At 35.3% G+C, this 25105-nt stretch carries 16 protein-coding genes; 12 read left to right on the top strand and 4 right to left on the bottom strand.

Features of this window, described 5'->3' with window-relative positions:
- The first annotated feature begins 248 nt into the window (after positions 1 to 248).
- Positions 249 to 1979: a sulfate adenylyltransferase gene (locus MT489_RS15365; protein ID WP_244682443.1), complete on the top strand. Its 1731-nt coding sequence runs from the start codon at positions 249 to 251 to the stop codon at positions 1977 to 1979.
- Between the two features lie 269 nt (positions 1980 to 2248).
- On the top strand, positions 2249 to 2893 hold the full coding sequence (locus MT489_RS15360) for a FusB/FusC family EF-G-binding protein (protein WP_244682442.1): 645 nt from the start codon (positions 2249 to 2251) through the stop codon (positions 2891 to 2893).
- Positions 2894 to 2954: 61 nt separating this feature from the next.
- Here the strand turns inward: MT489_RS15360 and MT489_RS15355 are convergent, their stop codons facing one another.
- Positions 2955 to 4307 carry an MATE family efflux transporter gene (locus MT489_RS15355; RefSeq protein ID WP_244682441.1) on the bottom strand — a complete coding sequence of 451 codons (1353 nt, stop codon included), beginning with the start codon at positions 4305 to 4307 and terminating at the stop codon, positions 2955 to 2957.
- A gap of 252 nt (positions 4308 to 4559) precedes the next feature.
- Here MT489_RS15355 and MT489_RS15350 point away from each other — a divergent pair, with 252 nt between their 5' ends.
- Entirely contained in the window at positions 4560 to 5282 is a 723-nt protein-coding gene (locus MT489_RS15350) for a response regulator transcription factor (RefSeq protein ID WP_244682440.1), read from the top strand.
- Here MT489_RS15350 and MT489_RS15345 read toward each other — a convergent pair.
- Positions 5263 to 5430: an anti-repressor SinI family protein gene (locus MT489_RS15345; protein WP_244682439.1), complete on the bottom strand. Its 168-nt coding sequence runs from the start codon at positions 5428 to 5430 to the stop codon at positions 5263 to 5265. The two genes, MT489_RS15350 and MT489_RS15345, sit on opposite strands and share 20 nt — an antisense overlap.
- A 178-nt stretch (positions 5431 to 5608) precedes the next feature.
- Here MT489_RS15345 and MT489_RS15340 point away from each other — a divergent pair, with 178 nt between their 5' ends.
- Positions 5609 to 10792 (top strand): ATP-binding sensor histidine kinase, encoded by a 5184-nt coding sequence (locus MT489_RS15340; RefSeq protein WP_244682438.1) that lies wholly within the window; start codon positions 5609 to 5611, stop codon positions 10790 to 10792.
- 113 nt (positions 10793 to 10905) lie between these two features.
- On the opposite strand, the gene MT489_RS15335 is transcribed toward MT489_RS15340, so the two are convergent.
- Together MT489_RS15335 and MT489_RS15330 are read right to left on the bottom strand one after the other, a co-directional pair.
- Positions 10906 to 11781: a metal-dependent hydrolase gene (locus MT489_RS15335; protein WP_244682437.1), complete on the bottom strand. Its 876-nt coding sequence runs from the start codon at positions 11779 to 11781 to the stop codon at positions 10906 to 10908.
- A 155-nt stretch (positions 11782 to 11936) separates the two neighbouring features.
- A complete protein-coding gene (locus MT489_RS15330) occupies positions 11937 to 12401 on the bottom strand; it encodes a KGG domain-containing protein (protein ID WP_244682436.1) in 465 nt (154 codons plus the stop codon).
- Between the two features lie 242 nt (positions 12402 to 12643).
- On the opposite strand from MT489_RS15330, the gene MT489_RS15325 reads away from it, so the two are divergent.
- The 8 genes from MT489_RS15325 to MT489_RS15290 all read left to right on the top strand — a co-directional run bounded on the left by MT489_RS15325 (position 12644) and on the right by MT489_RS15290 (position 24898).
- Entirely contained in the window at positions 12644 to 13204 is a 561-nt protein-coding gene (locus tag MT489_RS15325; RefSeq protein WP_244682435.1) for an integrase, read from the top strand.
- 77 nt (positions 13205 to 13281) lie between these two features.
- Entirely contained in the window at positions 13282 to 14793 is a 1512-nt protein-coding gene (locus MT489_RS15320; RefSeq protein WP_244682434.1) for a response regulator transcription factor, read from the top strand.
- A 12-nt stretch (positions 14794 to 14805) separates the two neighbouring features.
- Positions 14806 to 16575 carry a cache domain-containing sensor histidine kinase gene (locus MT489_RS15315; protein ID WP_244682433.1) on the top strand — a complete coding sequence of 590 codons (1770 nt, stop codon included), beginning with the start codon at positions 14806 to 14808 and terminating at the stop codon, positions 16573 to 16575.
- A gap of 146 nt (positions 16576 to 16721) precedes the next feature.
- Positions 16722 to 18005: an ABC transporter substrate-binding protein gene (locus MT489_RS15310; protein ID WP_244682432.1), complete on the top strand. Its 1284-nt coding sequence runs from the start codon at positions 16722 to 16724 to the stop codon at positions 18003 to 18005.
- Between the two features lie 122 nt (positions 18006 to 18127).
- Positions 18128 to 19000 (top strand): carbohydrate ABC transporter permease, encoded by an 873-nt coding sequence (locus tag MT489_RS15305; RefSeq protein ID WP_244682431.1) that lies wholly within the window; start codon positions 18128 to 18130, stop codon positions 18998 to 19000.
- Positions 18997 to 19821, top strand: a complete 825-nt coding sequence (locus tag MT489_RS15300) for a carbohydrate ABC transporter permease (protein WP_244682430.1) — start codon at positions 18997 to 18999, stop codon at positions 19819 to 19821. Before MT489_RS15305 ends, MT489_RS15300 begins: the two co-directional genes overlap by 4 nt.
- Positions 19822 to 19845: 24 nt before the next feature.
- Positions 19846 to 22974: a beta-galactosidase, LacZ type gene (gene lacZ, locus MT489_RS15295; protein WP_244682429.1), complete on the top strand. Its 3129-nt coding sequence runs from the start codon at positions 19846 to 19848 to the stop codon at positions 22972 to 22974.
- Between the two features lie 907 nt (positions 22975 to 23881).
- Complete coding sequence (locus tag MT489_RS15290) at positions 23882 to 24898, top strand: SDR family oxidoreductase (RefSeq protein WP_244682428.1); 1017 nt, start codon at positions 23882 to 23884, stop codon at positions 24896 to 24898.
- Positions 24899 to 25105 lie beyond the last annotated feature (207 nt).

Genomic DNA, 25105 nt, shown 5'->3' with positions numbered 1-25105 from the left:
TTAAAATTAGCTTCGGTATCTATAAATTCTCTCTTAGAATGCAAGAAATAATAAGGATGTAAATTTTACAAGCAATGATGTTTTTCGAAACATTTATTCTTCACTCTGCTATCTTATTAAGACTGACTTCTAGGATAAGACAAAGGAAGGGTTTAAGTTTATGAATAGTTATGTTAATATTCGAAATATAACACACAATTTTTCAGACATCGCTTGCAGAAAAACTTTTTTACAAGGGAGGAAGAGAAATGTTAGATGTAACAGAGATAAGTAAGTTTGCCAATTATCCACAGCAGCCACATGGTGGAAAGTTAGTGAATAAAGTGGTAACTGGCAAGGAACTAGAGGAGGAATTAATTAGGGCAAAGCAGCTCCCTACGATTATGGTAGATTTGGAAGCTGTTATTACACTTGAGATGATAGCGACTGGTGTTTTATCCCCAAATGAGGGATTTATGAATAAAGAAGACTATCATTCCGTACTCACGACAGGCCGATTGAAGAATGGGTTAGTTTGGCCTGCGCCGCTAAGTTTTGCTCCAATAGGTAATCGGAATAAAGAAGTTATACTGTCTCTTTCAATTGGTGATGAGGTCACACTTGCTGATGAAAATAATGAACCAGTTGCTATTTTAAAAATTGATGATATTTTCGATTATGATAAGAATTTCCGTGCCTCCCATCTTTTTGGTACGACTGATCGAGATCATCCTGGTGTTGATGCCATTTATCGAAGAATGGGAGATACTGCTTTAGGGGGACCAATAAAGTTATTGAAGCGTGTAAATTGGGGGCCATTTGAGAAGCTTCGATTAGAGCCGAAAGATACTTGGCGTATTTTTTATGAAGAAAAGAAGTTTCGTTCAACAGCTGGTTTTATCACAGGAGCTAACCCCTTACATAGAGGGCATGAATATATTCATAAGAATGCCCTTGAAGAAGTAGATGGACTGTTTTTACAACCGTTAGTAGAAATGGCAAAACGTGAGTACACACGCCACGAATTTCGAATGCTTGCCTATAAAAGTGTCTTAGAAACATATTATCCAAAAGGTCGATCGATTCTTGCTCCGCTTCGAGTGACGTATATTTTTGCTGGTCCAAGAGAAACGGTTTTACATGCATTAATTATGAAAAACTATGGCTGTACTCATGCACTCATCGGCCGTGACCATGCAGGGATTGGTGATTATTATGACAAGTATGCGAGCCATAGAATTTTTGATGATTTTAAACCAGAAGAACTTGGGATAGATGTGCGTTTATATTACGAAGTGTTTTACTGTACACGCTGCGATACTCCTGCTACTGTTCAATCATGTCCACATGATGAGCGTTATCGAGTGAGTATTTCGGGAACTGGCATCCGCGAAATGCTCCGTCATGGGATTATGCCACCGAAAGAAATAGTGCGACCTGAATCAGCCCGGATTGCCATGCAGGGAGTACAGCCTAAAGGTCTTGATGAAGTTGGTAACGCTATCTCGCCTGTTGGGAAAACAATAAAAAGCATGTTCCCATTCTATTTGGATAGAACGAGACTTGGCGGACCGAAACGAACGACTCCTTTGACAGTCGAAGAATTGACGAATTTCGATTTAGAAATGGCTAATTTAGATGTCCGTTCCAATGCTGATCGTATTTATCGAGAAATTTTTGAGGAGTATAGTAATATAGGAGATATTAATCGTAATATGCAACCTGAATGGGTGGCCGATGCTAGGGAGGCACTCAAACATCAACAAGAAATGGTCATCGAGGATTTGGAAGAAAAATTAAAGCAAGCTCCGGCTGCAGCTTCTGATGAATTCATGTATCAGGATAAAGAGGAAGCAGGGCAGGAACTAGAAGTTGCTAAAAAGATTCTTTCAGATATTCCAAAGGCATTACGGGATGAGGATATTACATACCGTTCCTGGAATACTTTGCCTTATCATCGCTATCGTGGGAGCGACGAACCGAATGAAAAGAAAGAATAAATAAACAAAATCCGCTATTTGGGAGCTCCCATTAGCGGATTTTTGTATTTACAAGCAATAGGGGATGTATTGTATAATACTTACGTAGTTTGCTGGAGGTGATAACACATGGCGAATTTAACAGCGTCGGGGGTTGGAACGTCTCATGCAGAGCCTATTATGAAAAGGCGATTCTTTGCATGAGGTAGAAAGTTAAATAAACATCGCCTACAATCATAATGGCTTTGCCCCTTATTTCAATAAAAATTTTAAATAAGGAGCTTTTTAAAATGAATAGCCATATGAATATAAAACCTTTTATCAGAAGTGACCAATATAACTTTATAAAGTATCAATTGAAAAATTTAGTTCATTCTTATTCAACTATAAAAGATCAAGATGTTCTTAAAGCAATAGCGTACAGTTCTCTAGATAAGATAATTAATTTATTCCCGGAATATGAGATTAGCAGAGAGAGTTTCGGTGAAATTCTGGAAATCAAAAGTGAAAATCAAGCTACTCATTTTCTCGATGAGTTAAAACGTTATGTGATTCCGTTTAGAACAGTATCAGATAAGACGATAGAGAAATTATTTCCTAAAGCAAAGAAATTGAAACTGCCACCAATGGAATTAGATTTAAAGGAAATTTCATATTTGGGATGGTTTGATATGAGATCAGAAAGGAAATATCTTATTTTCGATTACGATGGGAAACTGGTAGGCATAAACGGAACATTTAGGAATATGACTAAAGGAATTTGTTCACTTTGCAACGGTCACGAGGAAGTAGGATTATTCATGGCGAATGTAAAAAGTGGGAAAGAAACGTTTACTAATAGAGGAAATTACATTTGCAATGATAGTCAGAAATGCAATCAGAACATTAAAACACTAGATAAACTATATCAATTTATAGAGTTAGTTAAAAAATAAACATAGTCAATAGCCCCACAACCTGTACTAGAGGTGTGGGGCTATTTTTAAAAAGCAATAGCTATGCTGCGATTTTTTCAGCATGCCTTTTCCATCTTCCACTATGATATTGAATAAGCGATGGAATTAATCCAAGTGCCCATCCGATTGGTCCAGCGTACCAAACACCAATATAGCCGAACGTCATACCTAAAATATAGGAAAGTTCAATTTTCGCTATTAACTCGACAATACCTGAAAATAGCGGTATAGCTACCTCACCCATCCCACGCAATGTGTTGTTGTAGAACCAAATGAGTCCTAAAAATGGAAAGAAGGAAGCCCCAATAAATAAGTTTTCTTTTGCCATTTTCACAATGGTATCTAGATGAGCGTCTTGATTAGAGATAAATAGCCTTACGATCACTTCTCCAAAAATAAAAATCAATACCGAAGATGCCAGTGTGATCGTAATCAAAATAAGGACAACCTTTTTAAAGCTGTCTTGGATCCTTGAGAATTTCCTAGCACCTAAGTTTTGTGCTGCAAAAGTGGAAAATGCTTGAGCCATATTAAAAAAGACAAGAGTAGCAAACTGTTGAACTCTCATTCCAGTCGTATAAGCAGCAACTGCGTTTGTACCGAAAGAATTGACCACACTTGTAACAGTCATTTCTCCTATCGATAGTAATAAACTTTGCAATCCCATTGGTAATCCGATTTTAGAAATCATCCTAATATTACCGAAGTGGGGACTCCAATCATTCCGTCTTACACGGAATATAGGAAACATTTTATAAGTATATATGATGCAAATTAAAGCGGAGACAACTTGTGATATTACAGTAGCAATTGCCACTCCAGCGACTCCCATACCAAAGCTAATGACAAACAATAAATCTAGCAATACATTAAGTACTGATGAAAGAATTAAAAAATATAAAGGTGTTTTGCTGTCGCCCACTGCACGGAGAACGGCTGAAGCAGCATTATAAAAAAGTAAACCTATACTTCCACCAAAACAAATTTGGATGTAAAGTGTTGCATCATCTATAATATCTGCAGGCGCTTTCAAGAGTTCCATTAATGGTCTTGCGCCAAAAATGCCGACAATCGCTAAAACAATTGTACATAAAACGGTTATATAAATTGAACTAACCAATGTCTTCCTAACCATTTCTTCGTTTTTTGCCCCAAAATATTGTGACATTACAATAGAAAAAGCATTTGTTAACCCAAGGGTCAAGGAAAGCAGGAAAAAAAACGTTGAACCTGTAACGCCAACTGATGCAAGGGCGCGTGAACCTACAAATTTTCCTACGATTAATGTGTCGGCCACATTATATAACTGCTGAAATAATCCCCCTATAATCATCGGTCCCATAAATCCAAATATCAGCTTCAGTGGCCGACCTTCTGTCATGTCTTTTATCAATTGCCCAAACCCTCTCTAAGATGTTATCTTATTATTTTTCTATCAATCAATATAATAGTTATAACACATATAACATATAGAATAGCAAGAACATTTTTAAGTATTTTGTCATAGGAAATCCCTATAAAAAGACAATTTTTCCAAAAATAGTATCGAATCTAAAAGATGAATGGTAAAATAGAACTGGAATCAATATCCAATTATTGCGTAAAAGGTCATGTTTCCAAGGATAGAGAGAAGTGGGGGGGAGCCATGGATAAGGAGACTATATTAATTGTTGATGACGATCATGATATTCGTAAAGTTCTAGAATTGTATTTATGTAATGCTGGTTATCGTGTAGTCGAAGCGGACCATGGATATACAGTTTTGGATATTTTTGATAGTGAAAATCCAGATTTGATCATTTTAGATGTCATGTTGCCAGGATTAGATGGTTTGGAAGTATGCCAAATGATCAGACGAAAAAGTGATGTACCGATCTTATTTCTAAGTGCAAAGGAAGATGATATTGATAAGATTGTGGGTCTTGGAGTAGGTGGCGACGATTATATTTCTAAGCCTTTCAGTCCATCAGTGGTGACTGCAAAAGTTAAAGCGCATTTGCGAAGAAATCGTCTTTTGGATAAAAGTATTCATGCAGCGGAAATTCAATCTAATAGAAAACAAATTATTTCATTTCCAGGGCTGGTTATTGATCAAGAATCATATTCCGTTAAGGCAAATGGTAAGGACATACATTTGTCTACAAAAGAATATCAAATTTTATGTTTACTAGCTGCCAATCCTGATCGTGTATATTCGTTCGATCAACTTTTCCATATGATTTGGGGGGAAAGCAGCTTCGGTGATCATCGAACAGTTATGGTGCATATTAGTAACTTAAGAAAAAAAATAGAAGTTGATCCAACAACGTCTGAATATATTACCACTGTAAGAGGAATTGGTTATAAATTCAATTCTGATTTGTATTAACAGAGTTCCGTTTTTCTTTGAAAAAATTGCGTACATCATCAATGCTTACACCTTGTATTTTGGCTAATGTTATTAATGAGACCCATTCCTTGTCTAGTTGTAATTCAAGTCTACGTTGCTCAAATGAGTTATGTATGATTGGTCGCACTATCTGCTCACCTCGTAACGTCTTTTGACACTTATAATACAAAGTGTAGTATAAAATACGTTCAAATTATTCTAAAGATTTGCTAAAGATTTCTGATTTTTATTGTCGCAGTGTTTAGATGTAGGTAAAAATTGCTGTAAGGATCAAATATCCCATCATGATTTAATGGAGGATTTTCATGAATGTAACTGCAGACCTGCAAACAAATTTACCAGGCTACGAGGGTATTATTGAGCTTGAAACAAATCAAATATATACATATTTCACTGCAGTAGATCAAACTTCTAAGATTTCTGTCCTTATTAAAAAGCTTGTTAAAGAAGATCTTAATCCTCAAGAATTTGCCACAGTTAAACACGAATATAACATGACGAAAGATCTTAATGTAAAAGGAATATTGAAACCAATTAGATTGGAAAGTTATTGGAACAAACTATATTTCATTGCAGAGTCCTTTCAAGGGGTTTCCTTAAGTTCTTATATGAAGAGGAATTTAATTGATATTAAGCAATTTCTACATATTGCTATAAAGTTAACGACCATTATTGAAGATCTTCATCTTTGCCATATTATTCATAAAAACATTCAACCTGAAAATATTTTAGTAAGGGAACGCGCAAGCGAAATAAAAATGACTGGTTTTTACCATGCGGCATTGCTAAAGCGTGAAAGTCATCGAGCACACGTGAATCCTTATACATTAGGAAAGCAGCTTCATTATATATCTCCTGAGCAGACAGGGCGTATTAACCGTTATCTAGATTCTCGTACAGATTTATACTCGTTAGGGGTCGTGTTTTATGAGCTTCTAACAGGTCGTCTACCATTCGAGATGGATGATCCAATTGAGCTTGTTCATGCGCATATTGCTAAAAGACCTACTCCACCAGATGAGATCGATCCATCCATTCCTCATATACTTTCCAATATCATCATGAAACTACTATCTAAAATGCCTGAATCGCGTTATCAAAGTGCAACTGGATTAAAACTTGATTTAATTAAATTTGAAAAGCAATTAGACTTTTCACTAGCTGAAAATGATTCATCGCCATTTTTTAATATTGAAGATAAATTATACGGAAGAAACGAAGAGTTAAGTAAATTTATTACAGCCTTTGATCATGTTTGTAAAGGCAATTGCTCCTTCGTACTGATTCCAGGAGTATCAGGAATAGGAAAAACAGCACTTGTTCATGAGGTACAGAAGCCTCTTGTTCGGAATAAGGGATATTTTATTTCAGGTAAATTCGATCAGTTGAAAAGAGATGCACCATATCATCCCCTTATTCAAGCTCTTCAAGACTTGTTAAAACAAGTCATGGCGGAAGGAGAAAAAAGTATCCATCGATGGAAGATTGGCTTGGAAACAGAAGTAGGACCATATTTGGCCGCAATTGCTAAAATGGTCCCTGCTATTAAATGGATTGTTGGCGATATAGAGGAGCCAGATGAATTGCCGGCAATTGAAAGTCATACCCGTTTACGTTTTGCTTTTTTAAGATTAATTAATTTATTTTCTAGTGAACATCATCCACTCGTAATATTTTTGGACGACCTACAATGGGCAGACCATGAAACGTTAGATTTATTGCAATACATATTATCACAGCAAAAGGTACAATCTTTATTCGTAATTGGTGCTTATCGAGATAATGAAGTAGACGTGACACATCCATTTCATCTAATGGTTAAAGAACTCCAATCTATTAAAGGACTTGTTACATCAATACAGTTGCATCCGTTAAGTTTAGAGGATATAAAGGAATGGGCTGTGGATGCATTATATTGTGAAGAAAAAGAATCGGAAGAGATAGCAGTCTTTATTGAGAAAATTACAAAAGGTAATCCTTTTTTTATAAAACAATTATTTCAATCCTTTTATGACCAACAATTAATTTTCTTTAATGAAGAACAAGGAAAGTGGACAAGTAATCTACAATTATTAACTAAGATTACTGTTCAAGAAGATATTATTTCATTAATTGTTGAAAGGTTTAATAAACTCCCTGCAGAGACTCAGAAGCTTTTAAAGCTTGCCTCTTGTATTGGAAACGAATTTGAAATCAATGTTTTAAGTACTGTCTATGAAAAAAGTACAATAATAACGGTGCAAACGCTTTGGGAGTCATTGCGGGAAGGGATGATCTTGCCGCTTAGTCCGAGTTATAAATGGATATATGAAGATGATGAGATAAACCTTGCGGAAACACAAGTTCTGCGATATAAATTTTTGCATGACCGAATACAACAAGCTGTGTATTCAACGATGACAAAAATGGAACGAGAGAAATACCATTTAACCATTGGCAGGCTTTTAGTATTGTATTATAAGAGTAAAAATAATATTGATGATAAAGTTTTTGAGATTATTAATCACTTAAATCAATGCCAAAACTACTTAAATAACAGTGAGAAGCTACAACTTGCCGAATGGAATTGTATTGCAGGGGAAAAAGCAAAGCAAAGTGCAGCATTTAGATCGTCTCTTTCGTTTTATAAAGTTGGAAAAGATTTATTAGGTGATGAAGGTTGGAAGTTTCATAATAAGCTTACATCTAGAATGACAATTGGGCTTGGAGAGGCTGAATACTTAGATAATCAATTTGATTCAGCTGAGAACAGATTTGACGAGGCATTGAGCAAAGTACAGACAAAGCAGGAGAAACTGCGAATTTATCAATTAAAAATGGCTTTGTATACACATTTACATCGAGTAGACGAAGCAATCGGTTGCGGGATAAAGGGACTGCAGCTCTTTGGATGGAATTTGAATAAAAGGCCTGGAAAGCTTGCAGTAGCAATAGAATTTTTACGTGCTAAGATTGCTTTGAGTAAAAGAAAAGCAAAAGATTTAAGGGAATTGCCTAATATGGACGACGCAGACAAACGTCTTATTTTGCAAACGTTTATTAATATGAATGCTTCTTCCTATCATGTAGACCAAAATTTAGCTGCGTTATTAATGTTAAAAGCATTCAACTTTATTATAAAGCATGGAACAGCAGATGTATCTCCGCTAGTATTTAATAATTACGCGCTCATTTTAAGTTCGGGTTTCCATCAATATAATGAAAGCTATGAATTTGGTCGTCTCGCACTTTATGAAGCAGAGAATAGTCGGAACTCTCATTTATTAGGAAGAGTCTATTTTGTATACGGCTCTTTTGTAAACCATTGGAAAAATCATATTGTGTACAGTCAGCAATATTTAGAGCATTCACAAAAGCATTGTATTGAATCTGGGAATGCTCACCTTGCAGGGGCATGCAGCTCGTTTATTTGTATGATTAGTTTTTTAAAGGGGCATCAACTTGAAGAAACGGTTAGAACTATTGATGAGCAGCTTAATTTTTCAAATCAAATTCAATACGATTTATCAAGAAACTTTTTGAACGAAATGAAATATTGGATCCATGTATTAAACGAGTCAATTAAAGAGCCGAATTGGAGATTTCCAGTCATAACAGACGATACGTCCGCAGAAATTATTCACTATACCGTTCGTTTGCAGCTTGCCTATTTGCTTAATGAACAGGATATTGCAAAAGAGTTGTTGGAAAAGCTGCGTGTACTTGTCAATGGGACTTTAACATTAGTCATCGCTCCTGAGTACTACTTTTATATAGATTTATGGATGACCAAGATGTATGAGAATGCCACAATGTATGAAAAACGAGGTTATCAAAAACAAATAAAAAAACATCTCGCACTTTGGAAAAAGTGGTCAAGACATTCACCATCCAACTATGAGCACAAATATTTGTTGGTAAAGGCAGAAGAAGCAAAGCTTAAAAGTGATTTCGTAAATGCATCTAAGTATTATGACAAAGCAATTATGATGGCACAGAAAAATGGTTTTATTCAGGATACTGCCATTGCAAATGAATGTGCGGGGCGTTATTACCTTTCACAGGATATGCCTTTTGTAGCAAAAGCTTATTTAAACGCAGCGATATTGGCTTATGAAAATTGGGGAGCAACACGAAAAGCAAGATTAATTAAAGATGAATATCAGAATCTATTAAAAGAAGAGACATTAGCCGTAATCGGCAAAAACGAAACCGTCTCTCTGGATCTTGCGACAATGATGAAGGCAGCCCAAGCACTTTCAGGAGAAATTGTATTGGAGAAGCTTCTTACGAGATTAATGAATATCGTTTTAGAAAATAGTGGTGCTGAAAAAATAATCATGTTTTTAAAAGTAGAGGACCAATTAATACCGGTGGCACATGGAGATCATGAAAAAATCGAAGCGTTTATAGAGAAAGACACAATGGAATATCCATTAAATATGATCCATTATGTAGAAAAAAGCCTTGAACCTGTTGTTGTATCAGGTGGTGCTATTTATGGAATGTTTAAGAACGATCCTTATATAAAGAAATATCAACCAAAATCCGTTCTATGTTTTCCGATATTACATCAAGGCAAATTAATTGGTGCTATGTTCTTGGAAAATAATATGATGACGCATGCCTTTACAAAGGAAAGAATAGAAATATTGAACATACTTTCTACTCAGGCTGCCATTTCTTTGGAAAATGCTTTTTTATATAGAAATTTAGAAGGAAAGGTTAAGGAACGTACTGCACAATTAGAATTTGCTTACAAAGATTTAGAGAAGGCGAACTTTGACTTAGCTCAATCTGAAGAAATGCGACGGAAGTTTTTATCAAATATTTCACACGATCTTAGATCGCCAATTACATCCGTTCAAGGATATATAGAGGCAATCTTAGAAGGAGTTATTTCAAAAGACGAGGACAAAGAACTATATTTAGAAAGAAGTCATCAACGACTATTAACGCTTAATCGGATGATAGAAGATTTATTTGAACTGACAAAATTGGAGTCTCGCGGAATGTCGATGCATATGGAATATATTCCATCGAATCAATTAGTTGAACATTTATGGAAACTATTTGAACACGATATAGTCAATGCAAATCTAGCTTTTTCAGTCAGAATTGATCCATCGATAGATGGAGTATATCCACTGATTGAAGTTGATATTAGGAGAATGGAACAAGTTCTTCAAAACCTTATTTCTAACGCTTTGAAAAATACAATAGTTGGTGGAATCACATTAAAACATAAAGTTGATTTAGAAAAAAAAGAAGCTGTTTTTATACTTGCTGACTCTGGAAAAGGCATTTCAGATGACGATCTCCCACATATTTTTGAACGATTTTATACAAAATCAATTGAGAGAAATGACGGTCACGGTCTAGGACTCTCCATTTGCAAGGAAATCATTCATTATCATCGGGGAGAAATTTCAGTTGAGAGTATGGTAGGGAGAGGAACTAGCTTTACAATTCGACTTCCTATTTTTGAAATTGAGGATGAAGTTTTATAATAGATGGAAGATCATTACTCTTATGTATCAAGGTGCTTTTCAAAAGAATCGCACCTTGATATTTTTTATCCAAAATTAAATTTTGAAATTCTATTTAGAAGAGGTTCTTAAATTTATTTTTCACTCTTTTTCTCCATATATTCAAATAAGAATGATTGACCGTTTCGGTAAAATCGAGGATCATACAATCCTAGTCTATTGTCATCGTCTACTAACACTACAAATGGAGACCATTCATAAAGTGTTTTAGCTTTCGGAACTTGAGTAAAAAGTGTATTCAAATCTGCACTTTCGTTTGAATGTAAAACATATACTTCTTTCTTTTCACGGAAAAGACCATCTTGGAAGAGTGTAACTGTATCTTCATTTTTCGTAATGACGGTGTATGACCATGGAACAAAGCTCGCAGACAGAGCAACCTGCTTATAATTTTTATCATACTGGTTATAAATCCAATATCCTTGGGCACTTTGAATGACGAAATGAAGGGTAATGAAAACCCATGCTAGTTTAAAATAATGAGGTGCTTTTAGTTTATTTCGTTTTGAAAAGATGAATGCAATTCCGATAATGACCCAAATAACAAAATCAACGATTGGAATAGTTCCAAAACTTAAGCGTATGTTGGAAAATGGTTCTATGTATCCTGTACCCCAAGCATTGAAAAGGTCGCTCGTAACATGGATAAAGACTGCCAGCCAAGCGAGAAGAAACAACTTTACATCATTTATTTTAAATATCAAAAGACATAGTAGATAAAATAACAATGCCCAAACGGGAGTTAAAAAAACTGAATGAGTGAGCCCGCGATGCCACATTTGATAAAGTCCTTCTGTGTCCCATAACTGTGAAATGACATCAATATCTGGTATCTGACTAGCACCTACCATTGTTAATAAGTAGGCTGCTTTATATTTTCTGTCCATCTGTTTTTTGTCGACTGCCCCATATAATGCTAATCCAAACAAAGTATGAGTAATTGTATCCAATCCCATACCCCCATTACAAAATATTTCCTCCTCTTATTATAGCTCATTGTCTGAAGAAGAAAATACGAGAAAAAAGAACAAGGTTAAGAATTTGTTTCTCTTAACCTTGTTCCTGAGCTCAAAGAATGTATAATATGCTTATTAATTATGTTGGATTAGCTATCTCTTCCGCCGCCATGGCTATTTTTTCCGCCTTTACGGCCAGCTTCTGATAAGCTCATTTTGCCGTCGCCACCATCTTGTCGGGCTCTAGCTTCTCCACCTTTTTTACCAATTTCTTCGTAGAAATCACGATCATGATTTTTGGAAGTAGCTTCTCCACCTTTTCTTCCAATCTCTTCATAGAAATCACTATCATGATTTTCGGCAGTAGCTTCTCCGCCTTTTCGTCCAATTTCCTCGTAGAAATCACTATCATGATTTTCGGCAGTAGCTTCTCCACCTTTTTTACCAATCTCTTCATAGAATTCACGGTCATGATTTTCTGAAGTGGCTTCTCCGCCCTTTCTTCCAATCTCTTCATAGAAATCTTTATCATGGTTCTTGGAAGTAGCTTCTCCACCCATACGACCTGCTTCTTCTCTAGACATTCCGTCACGCTTATCATTATTGTTAGCCATTTAGAATCTCTCCTTTGAAGTGTATTGGTCTTACATCCATATATATATCCAATAGAATTTTTATTAAACTATTATTTTTTCATAATCTAGCATTTAAAAAACTAGAAAGCACCAAAAAAGCAGTAGGAATCATTAATTTATAGTAGTAAAATAGTAAAAAACAACTAGAAAGAAAAGTAGTATATTTTAACTGTTTACCTATAATTAAATAGTTTCTACTAATAAGAAAGCTAGGGGTATGGATGAATAAAAGAAATACAAATAAACGTATTAAGAATTGGATTCTTTCAACAACAAAAGCTGTTGACATGGATATAGAATTAAAAATAATGCATACTGGCATTAATATGAGTTATGACTTTATTTATCATTTTCTTTGCTGTGATATGAATCGTGTTCTAAAGGCTAGAAACAGCATGAAACAATTGATACCGATAGAATCGTATGTCAAAACGCTCACGCTGCATGAATTGGGTCATGCCATGGATAGAGATGCATTATTAAAATCTTTGCCAAAAACAATTGAGATTTTTAAAATGAAAAGAAATCATCTGCCATCAGAATATCAGGAGAACGCGAAACTGTTACAAATGCTTATTGATGAGCATGTTATGAATATTGAATTTGAGGAAACCGCATGGAGACACGCAGAAACATTAAATCGATTATATGAAGTAGTCAATTGGTATGATTTTCAATTAGTGAAAGATCATAGCTTATACACATACAGAGCTTTATATGAATTCGATTTGAGACATTTTAATTCATTAGTAATGAAAGAAGATAGTGTAGCTGTTGGATAATACGTAGTATGATTAAATGTTGAAACTGGCAACTATACTTCTTGCGGTGCGGTGGAGGAAGTGTGAGGTGAGATTGGATGGACAAACAAGAACATTGTAAAGTGCTCATTGTCGATGATGAGGTGCTGATTAGACAAGGGATAAAGCATTATATTAATTGGGAACAGGAAGGCTTTACAATTGTAGGCGAAGCATCTAATGGAAGTGAAGCACTTCAACTAATTGAACAGGAGCAACCGCATATTGTTATTACTGATATGGTCATGCCCATTATGGATGGTGAAAAGCTGACAAAGGAAATTAAAGAACATTATCCAGATATTGAAGTGATTATTTTAAGTAGTTTTAGTGATTTTGAATATGTTCGCTCTACCTTTCAAAGTGGGGTTGCAGACTATATACTCAAACCTAAATTAGAAGGACCTGAACTATTAAAGACATTACAAAGGGTTGTTAAAAATATCCCAAATTTTAAACTAAGCCGTACTGACAGCACAGTAAATTCTATAGAGGATCTTATCCACCATTTAATGACAGGCTATGAGGTAAATTACGATCATCAATTAGTAAAAGAAGTCTTTCCCAAAAAGTATTTTTGTTTAATAGGTGCTGACGCCACAGAGTACGACTTAAATCATTCACAAATAGATTCTATACTTAACATGCTTGTAGATATTGCTTGTTATCCCGTGTTAAAAGAGGCAACGGGCTTTACGTATTTGCTCAATATTGAGAAGAGTGATTTAACAACTATTATAAATAAGCTCGAAGATGTTACAGCAAATGTGGATTGGACTTTAAGTGAACCATTTATAGCTCTGCAAGATATAAAAAACCAATTTCAAGAAAGTTTGCAGACGCTTAGGAAATATAGATTTTACTTTCCTAATTTTACGGTTTTGACTTATGACCAATTACCCAAGCTGTCAGATGAACAAAAAAAGTTCGATTTAAATTACTTTATTGATGTATTCAAAAAGAGAGATTTTGAAGATGCCTTTGAATATCTCAATGATTACGTCGAGTGTTTATCCCGGCAATATGCAAAGGATGAAAATGAGTTTAAATCATTTTTAGGGAATATTATTTTTAACACAACGATTTTATTAGAAAACCTCCATTTTAAAAGTGAATCATTGCAACAAGAGAAATATCATCATTTTTCCATGATTAACGATGCAAAAGATGTTGTCGAAACTACTAAATACTTTCATTCTTACTTAAATGAAGTAAAAGCAATCATTCACCAAGAGATTAAAGAACCAAGTCAATCCAATATGCAAAAATTATTAGATTATATTGACCAGTATTATGCTGAGCCAATTAGCTTGTCTAGTTTGGCAGAACATTTCCATTTTAATCCTTCCTATTTATCATCTTATTTTAGTACTCACCATAGCATTGGATTTAATGAATATTTGACTCATATTAGAATAGAGAAGGCAAAGGAATATTTACAAAATCAGAAAATCTCCATTTCTGAAATTAGCGGTCTTGTAGGTTATTCAGATCATAGTTATTTTTGTAAGGTTTTTAAAAAAATGACAGGAATGTCTCCTAGTAAGTATAGGAAGAGCACTTCTTTATAGGACATGATTTCAATGATAAGGAACTTTTTAAATAGCTTTAAAAATAACGGCCTGTTTTTTAAGATGTTTATTGTAATGGTTGTCAGCATTGTTACTGTGTCCGTCTTAATAACGTTTACGATGATTCGAATGTCCGAAAGGCTTTTTATTGATACATTTAGTATTGGAAATTCTAAAGTAATGGATCAAGTGACGACTGATTTTGAAGCTTTTGGTTATTCACTTGTCTCTGTAGCGAACCAAGTCCAGCAAAGTAGTTATGTGGAAAATTATTTAACAGATCAACAAACAGATCCTTTGGCATTAGCAAAAGCCACACATAGAATCAAACAACAAATGGATCGATATGTAACGATGATCGATCAGGAAGGGGTCAATATCGTTTTACTTGGTGAGAATGGACGATTATATTCAACCAATTATGTGAATTGGCCGGTTTCCGCGAAAGAATTGAGCAAAGACCGTATTACGTTGAATACTTATAAAGAACCCAATCGACTTCTGTACCAATATGATCCAAAAACCATCGGACGGGAAGATGCAATTGTCGTTTCTAAAGCATTAATCGAAAAGTCCACTGATTTAATATACGGTTATATATATATCGCTATTCAAGAACAAGATTTTAAACAGTTGTACGCGAGATATACAGGTAATGGAAACCACGTAATGCTTTTAAATCAAACTGGGATGGTTGTATCAAGCAGTGAAGAGTCTATAACTGGTCAAAAAATATCCGAATTACTTCAAGAAGTTAAAGGAATGGAAAATCATAACTCCAATTATAAACAAGTTGAAGTTTTAGGAGAAAGTCGTTTACTATTCGCTAAGTATTTACCAGCATTTGATATGTATCTTATAAACTTAATTGATCGTGAGAGTGTTCAGAGTAATTTACTCGATACGAAGATGATTGTCATGATTAGTGCTATCATCGTAATCTTAGCTTTATTTATTGTGTTTTTAATCTCAAGAGGGTTAACGAAATCATTATCGAGATTAGTTAAACAAATTTCAAATATGAGTAAGAAGAATTTTGATTCATATGTCACTGAAACAGGAAGTTATGAAACAAGGCAGTTGGCAAATGCATTTAACGATATGTTAGATGAACTTCATGCGTATGTGAGAAAGTTAATGGATACTCAAAAAAAGCAGCGAAATGCAGAGTTAGAAGCACTTCAACAGCAAATTAATCCACATTTTTTATATAATACGTTAGCGTCTGTCAAATTTATGGTACAAAACGGAGATAAAGAAAAATCTGCTCAAACAATTAATGCGTTAATCTCGTTATTACAAAATACGATTGGAAATATTAGTGAAACAAATACAGTGGAGCTAGAATTGAATAATATAAAAAACTATGTGTATATTAATCAAATTCGGTATGGAGAAGCGATTAAAGTTCACTATTTTGTTTCTCCTGAGTGTTTACAATTTGAGCTGCCGAAATTAATTTTACAGCCATTTATCGAGAATGCATTTTTTCACGGGTTTAATCGTAAAAAGGAAGGATATATTCAACTGCTTATCTTACAAAAAGACCACCAATTAATTTGTGAAATAAACGATAATGGTGATGGAATGGAAGATACCCCCTTAAATCAAAAAAGTAGACGACAGCTCTTTAGTGGAATTGGCATCCGTAATGTTGAAGAGCGAATTCAATTATTATATGGGGAACAATACGGTGTAGATGTTTCCAGTCAATTAGGTGAAGGAACAAGAGTTACGATTCGATTGCCGATAATAAAATCTAAAGAAAGTACAAATTTATAAAAAAAGTGTTAGTAGGAAATCGTTTCCATGTAATTATCAAAATAAAGTTAAAGTTTTATCTAAAGATCGTCCTAACGGTCTTTTTTTTTATTTTGATATCATTTTAATAGGAAGCAAGCGTTTCCAATCATGAGGAGGTATAGACAGTGAAAAAGCTATTGTTATTAGTAGTTGCAAGTATTATGATGCTTGCTGCATGTAGTTCAGGTTCAAAAGAAGGCGGGAACTCAAGCAAAAATGGTGATTCTAATACGATTACTGCTTGGGCATGGGATCCTAATTTCAATATAGCTGCATTGAAGCTAGCTGATGAATCTTACAGTGGTAAAGATGAAATTAATCTTAAAATTATTGAAAATGGACAACCAGACATTGTTTCAAAATTAAATACTGGATTAAGTTCTGGAACAATGAAAGGTATGCCTAATATTGTTCTCATTGAAGATTATCGTGCTCAAAGCTTTTTGAAAGCATATCCAGATGCGTTTGTTGATTTATCTGAGTATATCAATAAAGATGATTTTGCACCTTATAAAATTGAATCTGCTAGTTTAGATGGAAAACTATATGGTTTACCATTTGATACAGGTGTAGCTGGTTTATTTATTAGAACTGACATGATTAAAGAAGCTGGATATACAGTAGATGATTTTACTAACATTACTTGGGACCAATTCATTGAAATGGGTAAAAAAGTTAAAGAAAAAACTGGAAAACCAATGATTACAGTTGACCCTAATGACTTAGGAACCATTCGTATGATGATTCAAACTGCTGGAAAATGGTACTTAAAAGAAGACGGAGTTACTCCTGATATTAGTGGAAATGAAGCTTTGACAGAAGCATTTCGCGTATATAAAACAATGTTAAAAGAAGAAGTTGCTGGTATTCATTCTGATTGGAGCCAATTACTTGCCGGTTTTAACAATGGTGACGTTGCTGCAGTTGCACAAGGTAACTGGATTACACCAAGTATTAAAGCTGAAGAAGCGCAATCCGGACAATGGGCTGTCGTTCCAATTCCAAGATTAGACTTACCGAATGCAGTAAATGCTTCTAACTTAGGTGGAAGTTCGTTCTATGTATTAAATGTAGATGGTAAAGAAAAAGCAGCTGAGTTCCTAGCTAATACATTTGGTTCAAATAAAGACTTCTATCAAAATTTAGTAACGAAAGTAGGGGCAATCGGTACTTATATGCCTGCTTCTGAAGGCGAGGCATATAAAGCAGAAGATCCATATTTCGGTGGTCAAAAGACCGTGACTGATTTTTCAAAATGGATGGAAGAAATTCCAGCTGTCAATTACGGTATGCACACATATGCAGTTGAAGATATTTTAGTAGCTGAAATGCAAAATTATTTAAACGGCCAAGATATTAAGGAAGTTCTAAATAATGCTCAAAAACAAGCAGACTCACAATTAAAATAAATTTTCTAGACTAGGCCTTGGACAAGTTCTACATTTGGGCTTTTAGAATTCAGATGTAGATTTGCTCCAAGGCTTTACATTGAATGAGCTCTGACATTGTTTTACGTAAGGAGATGATACCAATGAGCAACAAACTAAGAAATAATGCAATCGGCTGGTCATTTGTGCTCTTTGCAGCTATTTTAATTGTTCTTTTTTATTTCTATCCAATGGTCCAAGCCTTCATATTATCGTTTAAATCCGGAATGGGAAGCAATCTGGATTTCGTTGGATTGGATAACTATACTAGATTGTTTAAAGATCCTACTTTTATAGCAGCTTTAAAAAATACCTTTATTTATTTAATTGTACAAGTACCCATTATGATCGTTTTAGCGTTAATATTATCTGTTTTATTAAATGATCCTAAATTGAAGTTTAAAGGTTTTTTTAGAACTGCAATCTTTTTACCTGCAGTTACCTCACTTGTAGCCTATTCTATTATTTTTAAATATTTATTTGGTATGGATGGAATCATTAATCAATTTCTAATGGGTGTTTCACTTATTTCTAAACCAATCCCGTGGTTAACGGATCCATTGCTTGCAAAAATTACGATTATTATTGCAATTACATGGCGATGGACTGGATACAATATGATCTTTTACTTGTCAGGACTTCAAAATGTCGATCAATCGATTTATGAAGCTGCAAAAATAGATGGGGCCAATGCATTTCAAATGTTCACTAAGATTACGATTCCAGTATTGAAACCTATTATTCTATTTACCTCTATTACTTCAACCATTGGAACACTTCAAATATTTGATGAAATCATGAATATTACGAAAGGTGGACCAGGTAATTCGACAGTCTCCATCTCTCAATATATCTATAACTTATCCTTTAAATATTCACCTGATTTTGGGTATGCAGCAGCTGTTTCATTTGTGATCGTTATTTTGATCGTGATCTTTTCATCTTTACAATTTAAAGCGGCAGGTGATCGAAAATGACTACATTTAAAAAAGTATTTGCGTATGTCTTCTTATCGATAGCTGCATTCATTTCCATTTTTCCATTCTTTTGGATGATCATTAGTTCAACGAATGAATCGAAAGAAGTTACAAAAGGCAGATTGCTTCCCGGGAATCAATTTCTAGAAAATATGAAAAATTTATTTGAAAATGTCAATATGGGAACAGCATTGGTAAACTCAGCGATTGTTGCTATTTCAACGACTGTTCTAGCTCTAATTATTGCTTCTATAGCTGGGTATGGATTTGAAATCTATCGTAGTAAAAAGAAAGATATAGTATTTAATATTTTGCTATTATCAATGATGATTCCTTTTGCTGCTCTAATGGTTCCTCTTTATCGTATGTTCGGATCCATTTCTCAAGTCATGCCATTTATCGGAATTGATACATTGGCAGCAGTAGCAATACCAACCATTACGACTGCATTTTTGATCTTTTTCTTTAGACAAAATACTAAAATGTTTGCAAAAGAACTTGTTGAAGCTGGTCGTATCGATGGATTATCAGAATTAGGGATTTTCTTTCGAATTTTCATGCCTTCAATGAAAACAACATATGCTGCGGCAGCAATCATTACATTTATGGGAAGCTGGAATAACTACTTATGGCCACTCGTTGTTATCCAGTCACCAGAACAACAAACCATTCCTTTGCTTATTTCTAACTTAGGTTCTGGTTATGCACCTGATTATGGTGTCATTATGATGGCAATCGTGATTGCAACTTTACCTACAGCATTAGTATTCTTCTTAATGCAAAGGCACTTTGTTGCCGGAATGATGGGATCAGTAAAATAAATTGGTTGAAAGTGGGGATCTGTAATGTTAAAGCAATTGAAGAAATTTGAGTACACTCCTCCGAAAAACGGTTATCCAGAGTGGAATAATAATCCTGAGATTTTTCAATTGAATCGGCTTGAAGCCCATGCGACACTAATGCCTTATCACACAGTAGAAGAAGCGTTGGAAGGAAATCGAAAGGCTTCTAAATACTATAAACTATTAAATGGCGAATGGAAGTTTTCATTCTCTGAAACTCCTGATAAAAGAAATCAAGAATTCTATCATGCTAATTTTGATTTTAGCAATTGGGATCATATTCAAGTACCTGCTCATTGGCAATTACAAGGGTATGACTATCCGCAATATACAAATGTAAATTATCCTTGGATCAACACAGAAGAGCTTAAAGCTCCGTTTGCACCAACAAAATACAATCCGGTCGGACAATATATTCGAACATTTACAGTTCCTGAATCGTGGGAAAATCAGCCGGTATACATTAGCTTCCAAGGTGTAGAATCTGCCTTTTATATTTGGGTAAATGGAGATTTAGTCGGGTATAGTGAAGATACGTTTACACCTGCTGAATTTGATATTACTCCTTATTTAATCGATGGAGATAATATATTGGCCGTAGAAGTGTACCGCTGGTGTGATGCGAGTTGGCTTGAAGACCAAGATTTCTGGAGGTTAAGTGGTATCTTTAGAGATGTTTATTTATACTCAACTCCGCGCATCCACATTCAAGACTTTTTCGTCAATACTGAGCTTGATAATGAATATCGTGATGCAGAATTGAAAGTGAATGCCTGCATCACAAATTATGTTGAAGAATCATGCGAGAACGTTGCGTTTGAAGCAATGCTTTATGATGATAATGGGAAAAAGGTTTTGGAAATTCCGATTTCACGTGAGGTCAAGATTTCGAATGAAGCAAAATGCGAAATTAGTGCATCGGCATTCGTTGAAAATCCATTAAAATGGAGTGCCGAACATCCAAATCTTTATACATTAGTTCTAAGTTTGAAAGACGAAAAAGGCCAGATTATCGAAACTGAAAGCTGTAAAGTTGGATTCCGTAAATTTGAACTAAAAGATGGATTAATGAAGATTAATGGTGAGCGCATCGTTTTTAAAGGCGTAAACAGACATGAATTCAATGCTGATAAAGGACGCGCGATTGATTTGGATGATATGGTCCACGATATTAAGCTTATGAAACAGCATAATATTAATGCAGTTCGTACTTCACACTATCCAAACAATCCATATTTATACGAATTGTGCGATCAATATGGCTTGTATGTCATTGATGAAAACAACTTAGAAACACATGGTTCATGGGTTTACGGGCAGAAGGAACTTGAAGATACGGTTCCAGGCAGTAAGCCAGAATGGACAGAAAATGTATTGGATCGCTGTAATTCAATGTTCCAACGTGACAAAAATTATCCTTCTATAGTTATTTGGTCTCTAGGAAACGAATCATTCGGTGGCGATAATTTCCTTAAAATGCATCAATTCTTTAAAGAAAAAGATCCATCGAGACTCGTTCATTATGAAGGTGTATTCCATTACAGACCGTCAGAAGCAGCATCGGATATTGAATCTACCATGTATATTACTCCTTCAAAAGTAGAGGAATATGCAATTGAAGCGGAAAAGGCCGATCAACAAATGAAGCCGTATATTCTATGTGAATATGCTCATGCGATGGGAAATTCCGTTGGAAATCTATTTAAGTACACAGAGCTATTTGATAAATATCCAATCATTCAAGGCGGATTTATTTGGGATTGGCGCGATCAGGCAATTCGAATGAAAACAGAAGATGGCGTTGAGTTTTTAGCCTATGGTGGAGATTTCGGTGAATCACCACATGATGGGAACTTCTCAGGTAATGGATTGATCTTCGCGGATGGCACGGTAACTCCAAAGCTTTATGAAGTGAAAAAATGCTATCAAAATGTTGAATTTAGCGCTGTTGACCTTGCTAATGGGGCTTTGAATGTTCAGAATAAAAATCTATTTACGAATCTAAATGAATTTAAACTTTCTTTTGAACTTACAAGCAATGGAGAACTTATAAAAACTGGCAAGGCAGATTTGGATATTGAACCATTATCTTCTGGCGAAGTTCGACTAGATTATACGCTTAAGGAGATTGATGCTGACGGAGAAATCATCTTAACTGTTAGCCTTCGTCTGAAAGACTCCACAATATGGGCAGAAGCAGGTCATGAAATTGCTTTTGAACAATTTGTATTACGTGAAGGTGTTAAGGAGCAACCAGAAAGTATGGATGGAAAGCTAGATCTTGTTGAAGAGGCCGAAGAACTAACAATTTTAGGAGAAGGATTCTTAATTCGCTTTAACAAACAGACTGGTGATCTTGTATCCTATCAATTTGCTGGTGAAGAATTAATCAAAAGCTCTCTCATTCCTAACTATTGGCGTGCTATGACAGATAATGATAAAGGAAATAAGCTTGATGTCAGAAGTGCTACATGGCGCGAAGCAGGACTGAATCGCAAGCTTGAGAACTTCCAAGTTGAAGGAGCGAATGAAGAAATAGCTGTTCTTGTAAAGTACAGTTTGCCTACTGCAAGGGAATCTAGCACAGAAATTCGCTATATCGTGAAAAACACTGGAGAAATTATAGTGGAATCCACATTGACTCCGGGATCTGATTTGCCGGAAATACCAGAGGTTGGATTGCTCTTTAAGATGGAAGGATGCTTCGACAATCTAGAATGGTATGGAAAAGGTCCTCACGAGAACTATATCGACAAAGAAAAAGGTGCAAAAATCGGCCTTTATGAAGGAAAAGTAAAAGACCAGTATGTCCCATATTTAAAACCACAAGAATGTGGAAATAAAACAGAAGTAAGGTGGGCTACTGTTACGAACGAACAAGGTGTAGGATTTAAAATTTTGGGATTTCCAACAGTGGAACTAAATGTACTTCCATATACACCATTTGAATTAGAAGAAGCAAGCCATTCATATAAATTACCGAATAGCAACCAATCCGTTATTCGAGTTAACTATAAACAAATGGGTATTGGTGGAGACGATAGTTGGCTGCAAAAAACACATCCAGAATTCACCTTATATGCTGACAAACCATATACCTATGCATTTTCATTGATTCCGATTAAGAAATAATATAATGAAAGAAAAGGATAGATGGGCGAAGTATTAACGCTCAACTATCCTTTTCTTTGTTCTATTGCTAGAAAGTCCCCATACTAATAAAAATGATGACTTTTTAAATAAAAGCTGAATCGCGGCAGAATTGTGATAAAAGGCAGGAGATATGCCGCGCATCGGTCAAAATCGTGGCAGTAACATGCCAAAAAGCAGGAGATATGCAGTGGATCGAGTAGAATCGCGGCAGTACCATGACAAAAAGCAGGAGTTATGCAGCGTATTGAGTTGAATCGCTGCAGTATCATACCAAAAAGGAGGAGTAATGCTGCGCATCGGTCTGAATCGCGGCAGAATTGTGAAAAAATGCAGGAGATATGCCGAGGATCGAGTTGAATCGTGGCAGTATCGCGCCAAAAAGGAGGAGTTATGCCGCATATCGGTCTGAATCGCGGCAGTACCATGACAAAAAGCAGGTGTTATGCCGCGCATCGAGTTGAATCGCGGCAGTATCATGCCAAAAAGCAGGAGTTATGCAGCGTATCGGTCTGAATCGCTGCAGTATCATGCCAAAAAGCGGGAGATAAGCGGCGCATCGAGTAGAATCGTGGCGGTATCATGCCAAAAAGCAGGAGTTATGCAGCGTATTGAGTTGAATCGCTGCAGTATCATACCAAAAAGGAGGAGTAAGCCGCGCATCGGTCAAAATCACAGTAAAAGTGTGAAATGGCAGAAGATATTCAGCGAAAAACTATTTCTTCGTTGATTTGATCGTTATCCCCGGCAATAAAATTGTACATATTTAAATGAACTACCAGTATAGTGGTTGCTCATGTCTTCGCCAATCGAAACAGTAGTAAACTATGTGGAAACATCGTATGATTATATTAGAATATAAATCTTACATATATAATGGAGGGATAAAATGAAAGCGCTCTTTATTGGTGGTACAGGTACGATTAGTACGGCTATTACAAAGCAACTGGCGGAAAATGGTTGTGAACTTTATCTTTTGAATAGAGGAACGAGAAATGATGACTTGCCTGAAGGGGTTAAGGTCATTACAGCAGATATTCATGATGAAGAAACGGTTGCGAAGCTTATCGAGGACCACGAATTTGATGTAGTGGCAGATTTTATCGCCTTTGTACCGGCACATGTGGAAAGAGATTATCGACTTTTTAAAGGGAAAACGAAACAATTTATTTTTATTAGCTCAGCATCTGCCTATCAAAAACCGCTATCTGATTATCGAATTACAGAAGGGACTCCACTATCAAACCCATATTGGGAGTATTCTAGAAACAAAATTGCCAGTGAAGAATTTTTAATGAAGCAATACAGAGATAATGGTTTTCCTATCACAATCGTAAGGCCAAGCCATACATACAGTGAACGGTCCATTCCGCTCGGTGTACAAGGAAGTAAAGGCAGCTGGCAAGTAGCAAAACGGATGCTGGAAAATAGGCCGGTCATTATTCATGGTGATGGTACTTCATTATGGACTTTGACGCATAGCAGTGATTTTGCAAAGGGTTTTATCGGCTTGATGGGTAATGTACATGCAATAGGGGAATCTGTACACATTACATCAGATGAATCGGTAACTTGGAACCAGATACACGAAATCATTGCTGACGCTTTAGGTGTAAAATTAAAAGCTGTTCACGTTCCATCCGAATTTCTAGACGCCTGCAGCAATTATGATTTTAAAGGCGGCCTTATAGGAGACAAAGCAAATACCGTTGTTTTTGATAATTCCAAGCTAAAAAGACTTGTTCCTGATTTTGTAGCAACAACTAGAGTGGATCAAGGTATAAAGCAGACTGTACAACATATATTAAAAAATCCTGAGTTGCAAAAAGAGGATCCGGAATTTGATGCTTGGTGTGATAAAGTAATAGAAGCACTAGATGAAGCTATTATGAAAATAAAAGAATAAAATATCTAATAAGCTATTGGGTGTAAGTGCCTAATAGCTTATTTTCTTGATAAACGGAATCGTTCATTTGTCAAAAAACTTCACATTATTTTTTGAAGAATATGAGCTCCAATAAGTTTTTTGATTAAGTTTTATGAATGATCTACATTGCATCCAACTTTTATCCCGTTTTCATCGCTTTTTTTCTAGCTGTTTTTTTATAAATAC

Source organism: Lederbergia wuyishanensis (assembly GCF_022900255.1).
Taxonomy (GTDB): Bacteria; Bacillota; Bacilli; order Bacillales; family Bacillaceae_C; genus Lederbergia; species Lederbergia wuyishanensis.
Note: the sequence above shows the minus strand (reverse complement) of the source record. Positions and strands in the feature narration are given on the sequence as shown.

Coding starts and splice junctions, on each gene's coding strand:
- MT489_RS15365 (WP_244682443.1), top strand. CDS start 249: ATGTTAGATGTAACAGAGATAAGTAAGTTTGCCAATTATCCACAGCAG.
- MT489_RS15360 (WP_244682442.1), top strand. CDS start 2,249: ATGAATAGCCATATGAATATAAAACCTTTTATCAGAAGTGACCAATAT.
- MT489_RS15350 (WP_244682440.1), top strand. CDS start 4,560: ATGGATAAGGAGACTATATTAATTGTTGATGACGATCATGATATTCGT.
- MT489_RS15340 (WP_244682438.1), top strand. CDS start 5,609: ATGAATGTAACTGCAGACCTGCAAACAAATTTACCAGGCTACGAGGGT.
- MT489_RS15330 (WP_244682436.1), bottom strand. CDS start 12,401: ATGGCTAACAATAATGATAAGCGTGACGGAATGTCTAGAGAAGAAGCA.
- MT489_RS15325 (WP_244682435.1), top strand. CDS start 12,644: ATGAATAAAAGAAATACAAATAAACGTATTAAGAATTGGATTCTTTCA.
- MT489_RS15320 (WP_244682434.1), top strand. CDS start 13,282: ATGGACAAACAAGAACATTGTAAAGTGCTCATTGTCGATGATGAGGTG.
- MT489_RS15315 (WP_244682433.1), top strand. CDS start 14,806: ATGATAAGGAACTTTTTAAATAGCTTTAAAAATAACGGCCTGTTTTTT.
- MT489_RS15305 (WP_244682431.1), top strand. CDS start 18,128: ATGAGCAACAAACTAAGAAATAATGCAATCGGCTGGTCATTTGTGCTC.
- MT489_RS15300 (WP_244682430.1), top strand. CDS start 18,997: ATGACTACATTTAAAAAAGTATTTGCGTATGTCTTCTTATCGATAGCT.
- lacZ (WP_244682429.1), top strand. CDS start 19,846: ATGTTAAAGCAATTGAAGAAATTTGAGTACACTCCTCCGAAAAACGGT.
- MT489_RS15290 (WP_244682428.1), top strand. CDS start 23,882: ATGAAAGCGCTCTTTATTGGTGGTACAGGTACGATTAGTACGGCTATT.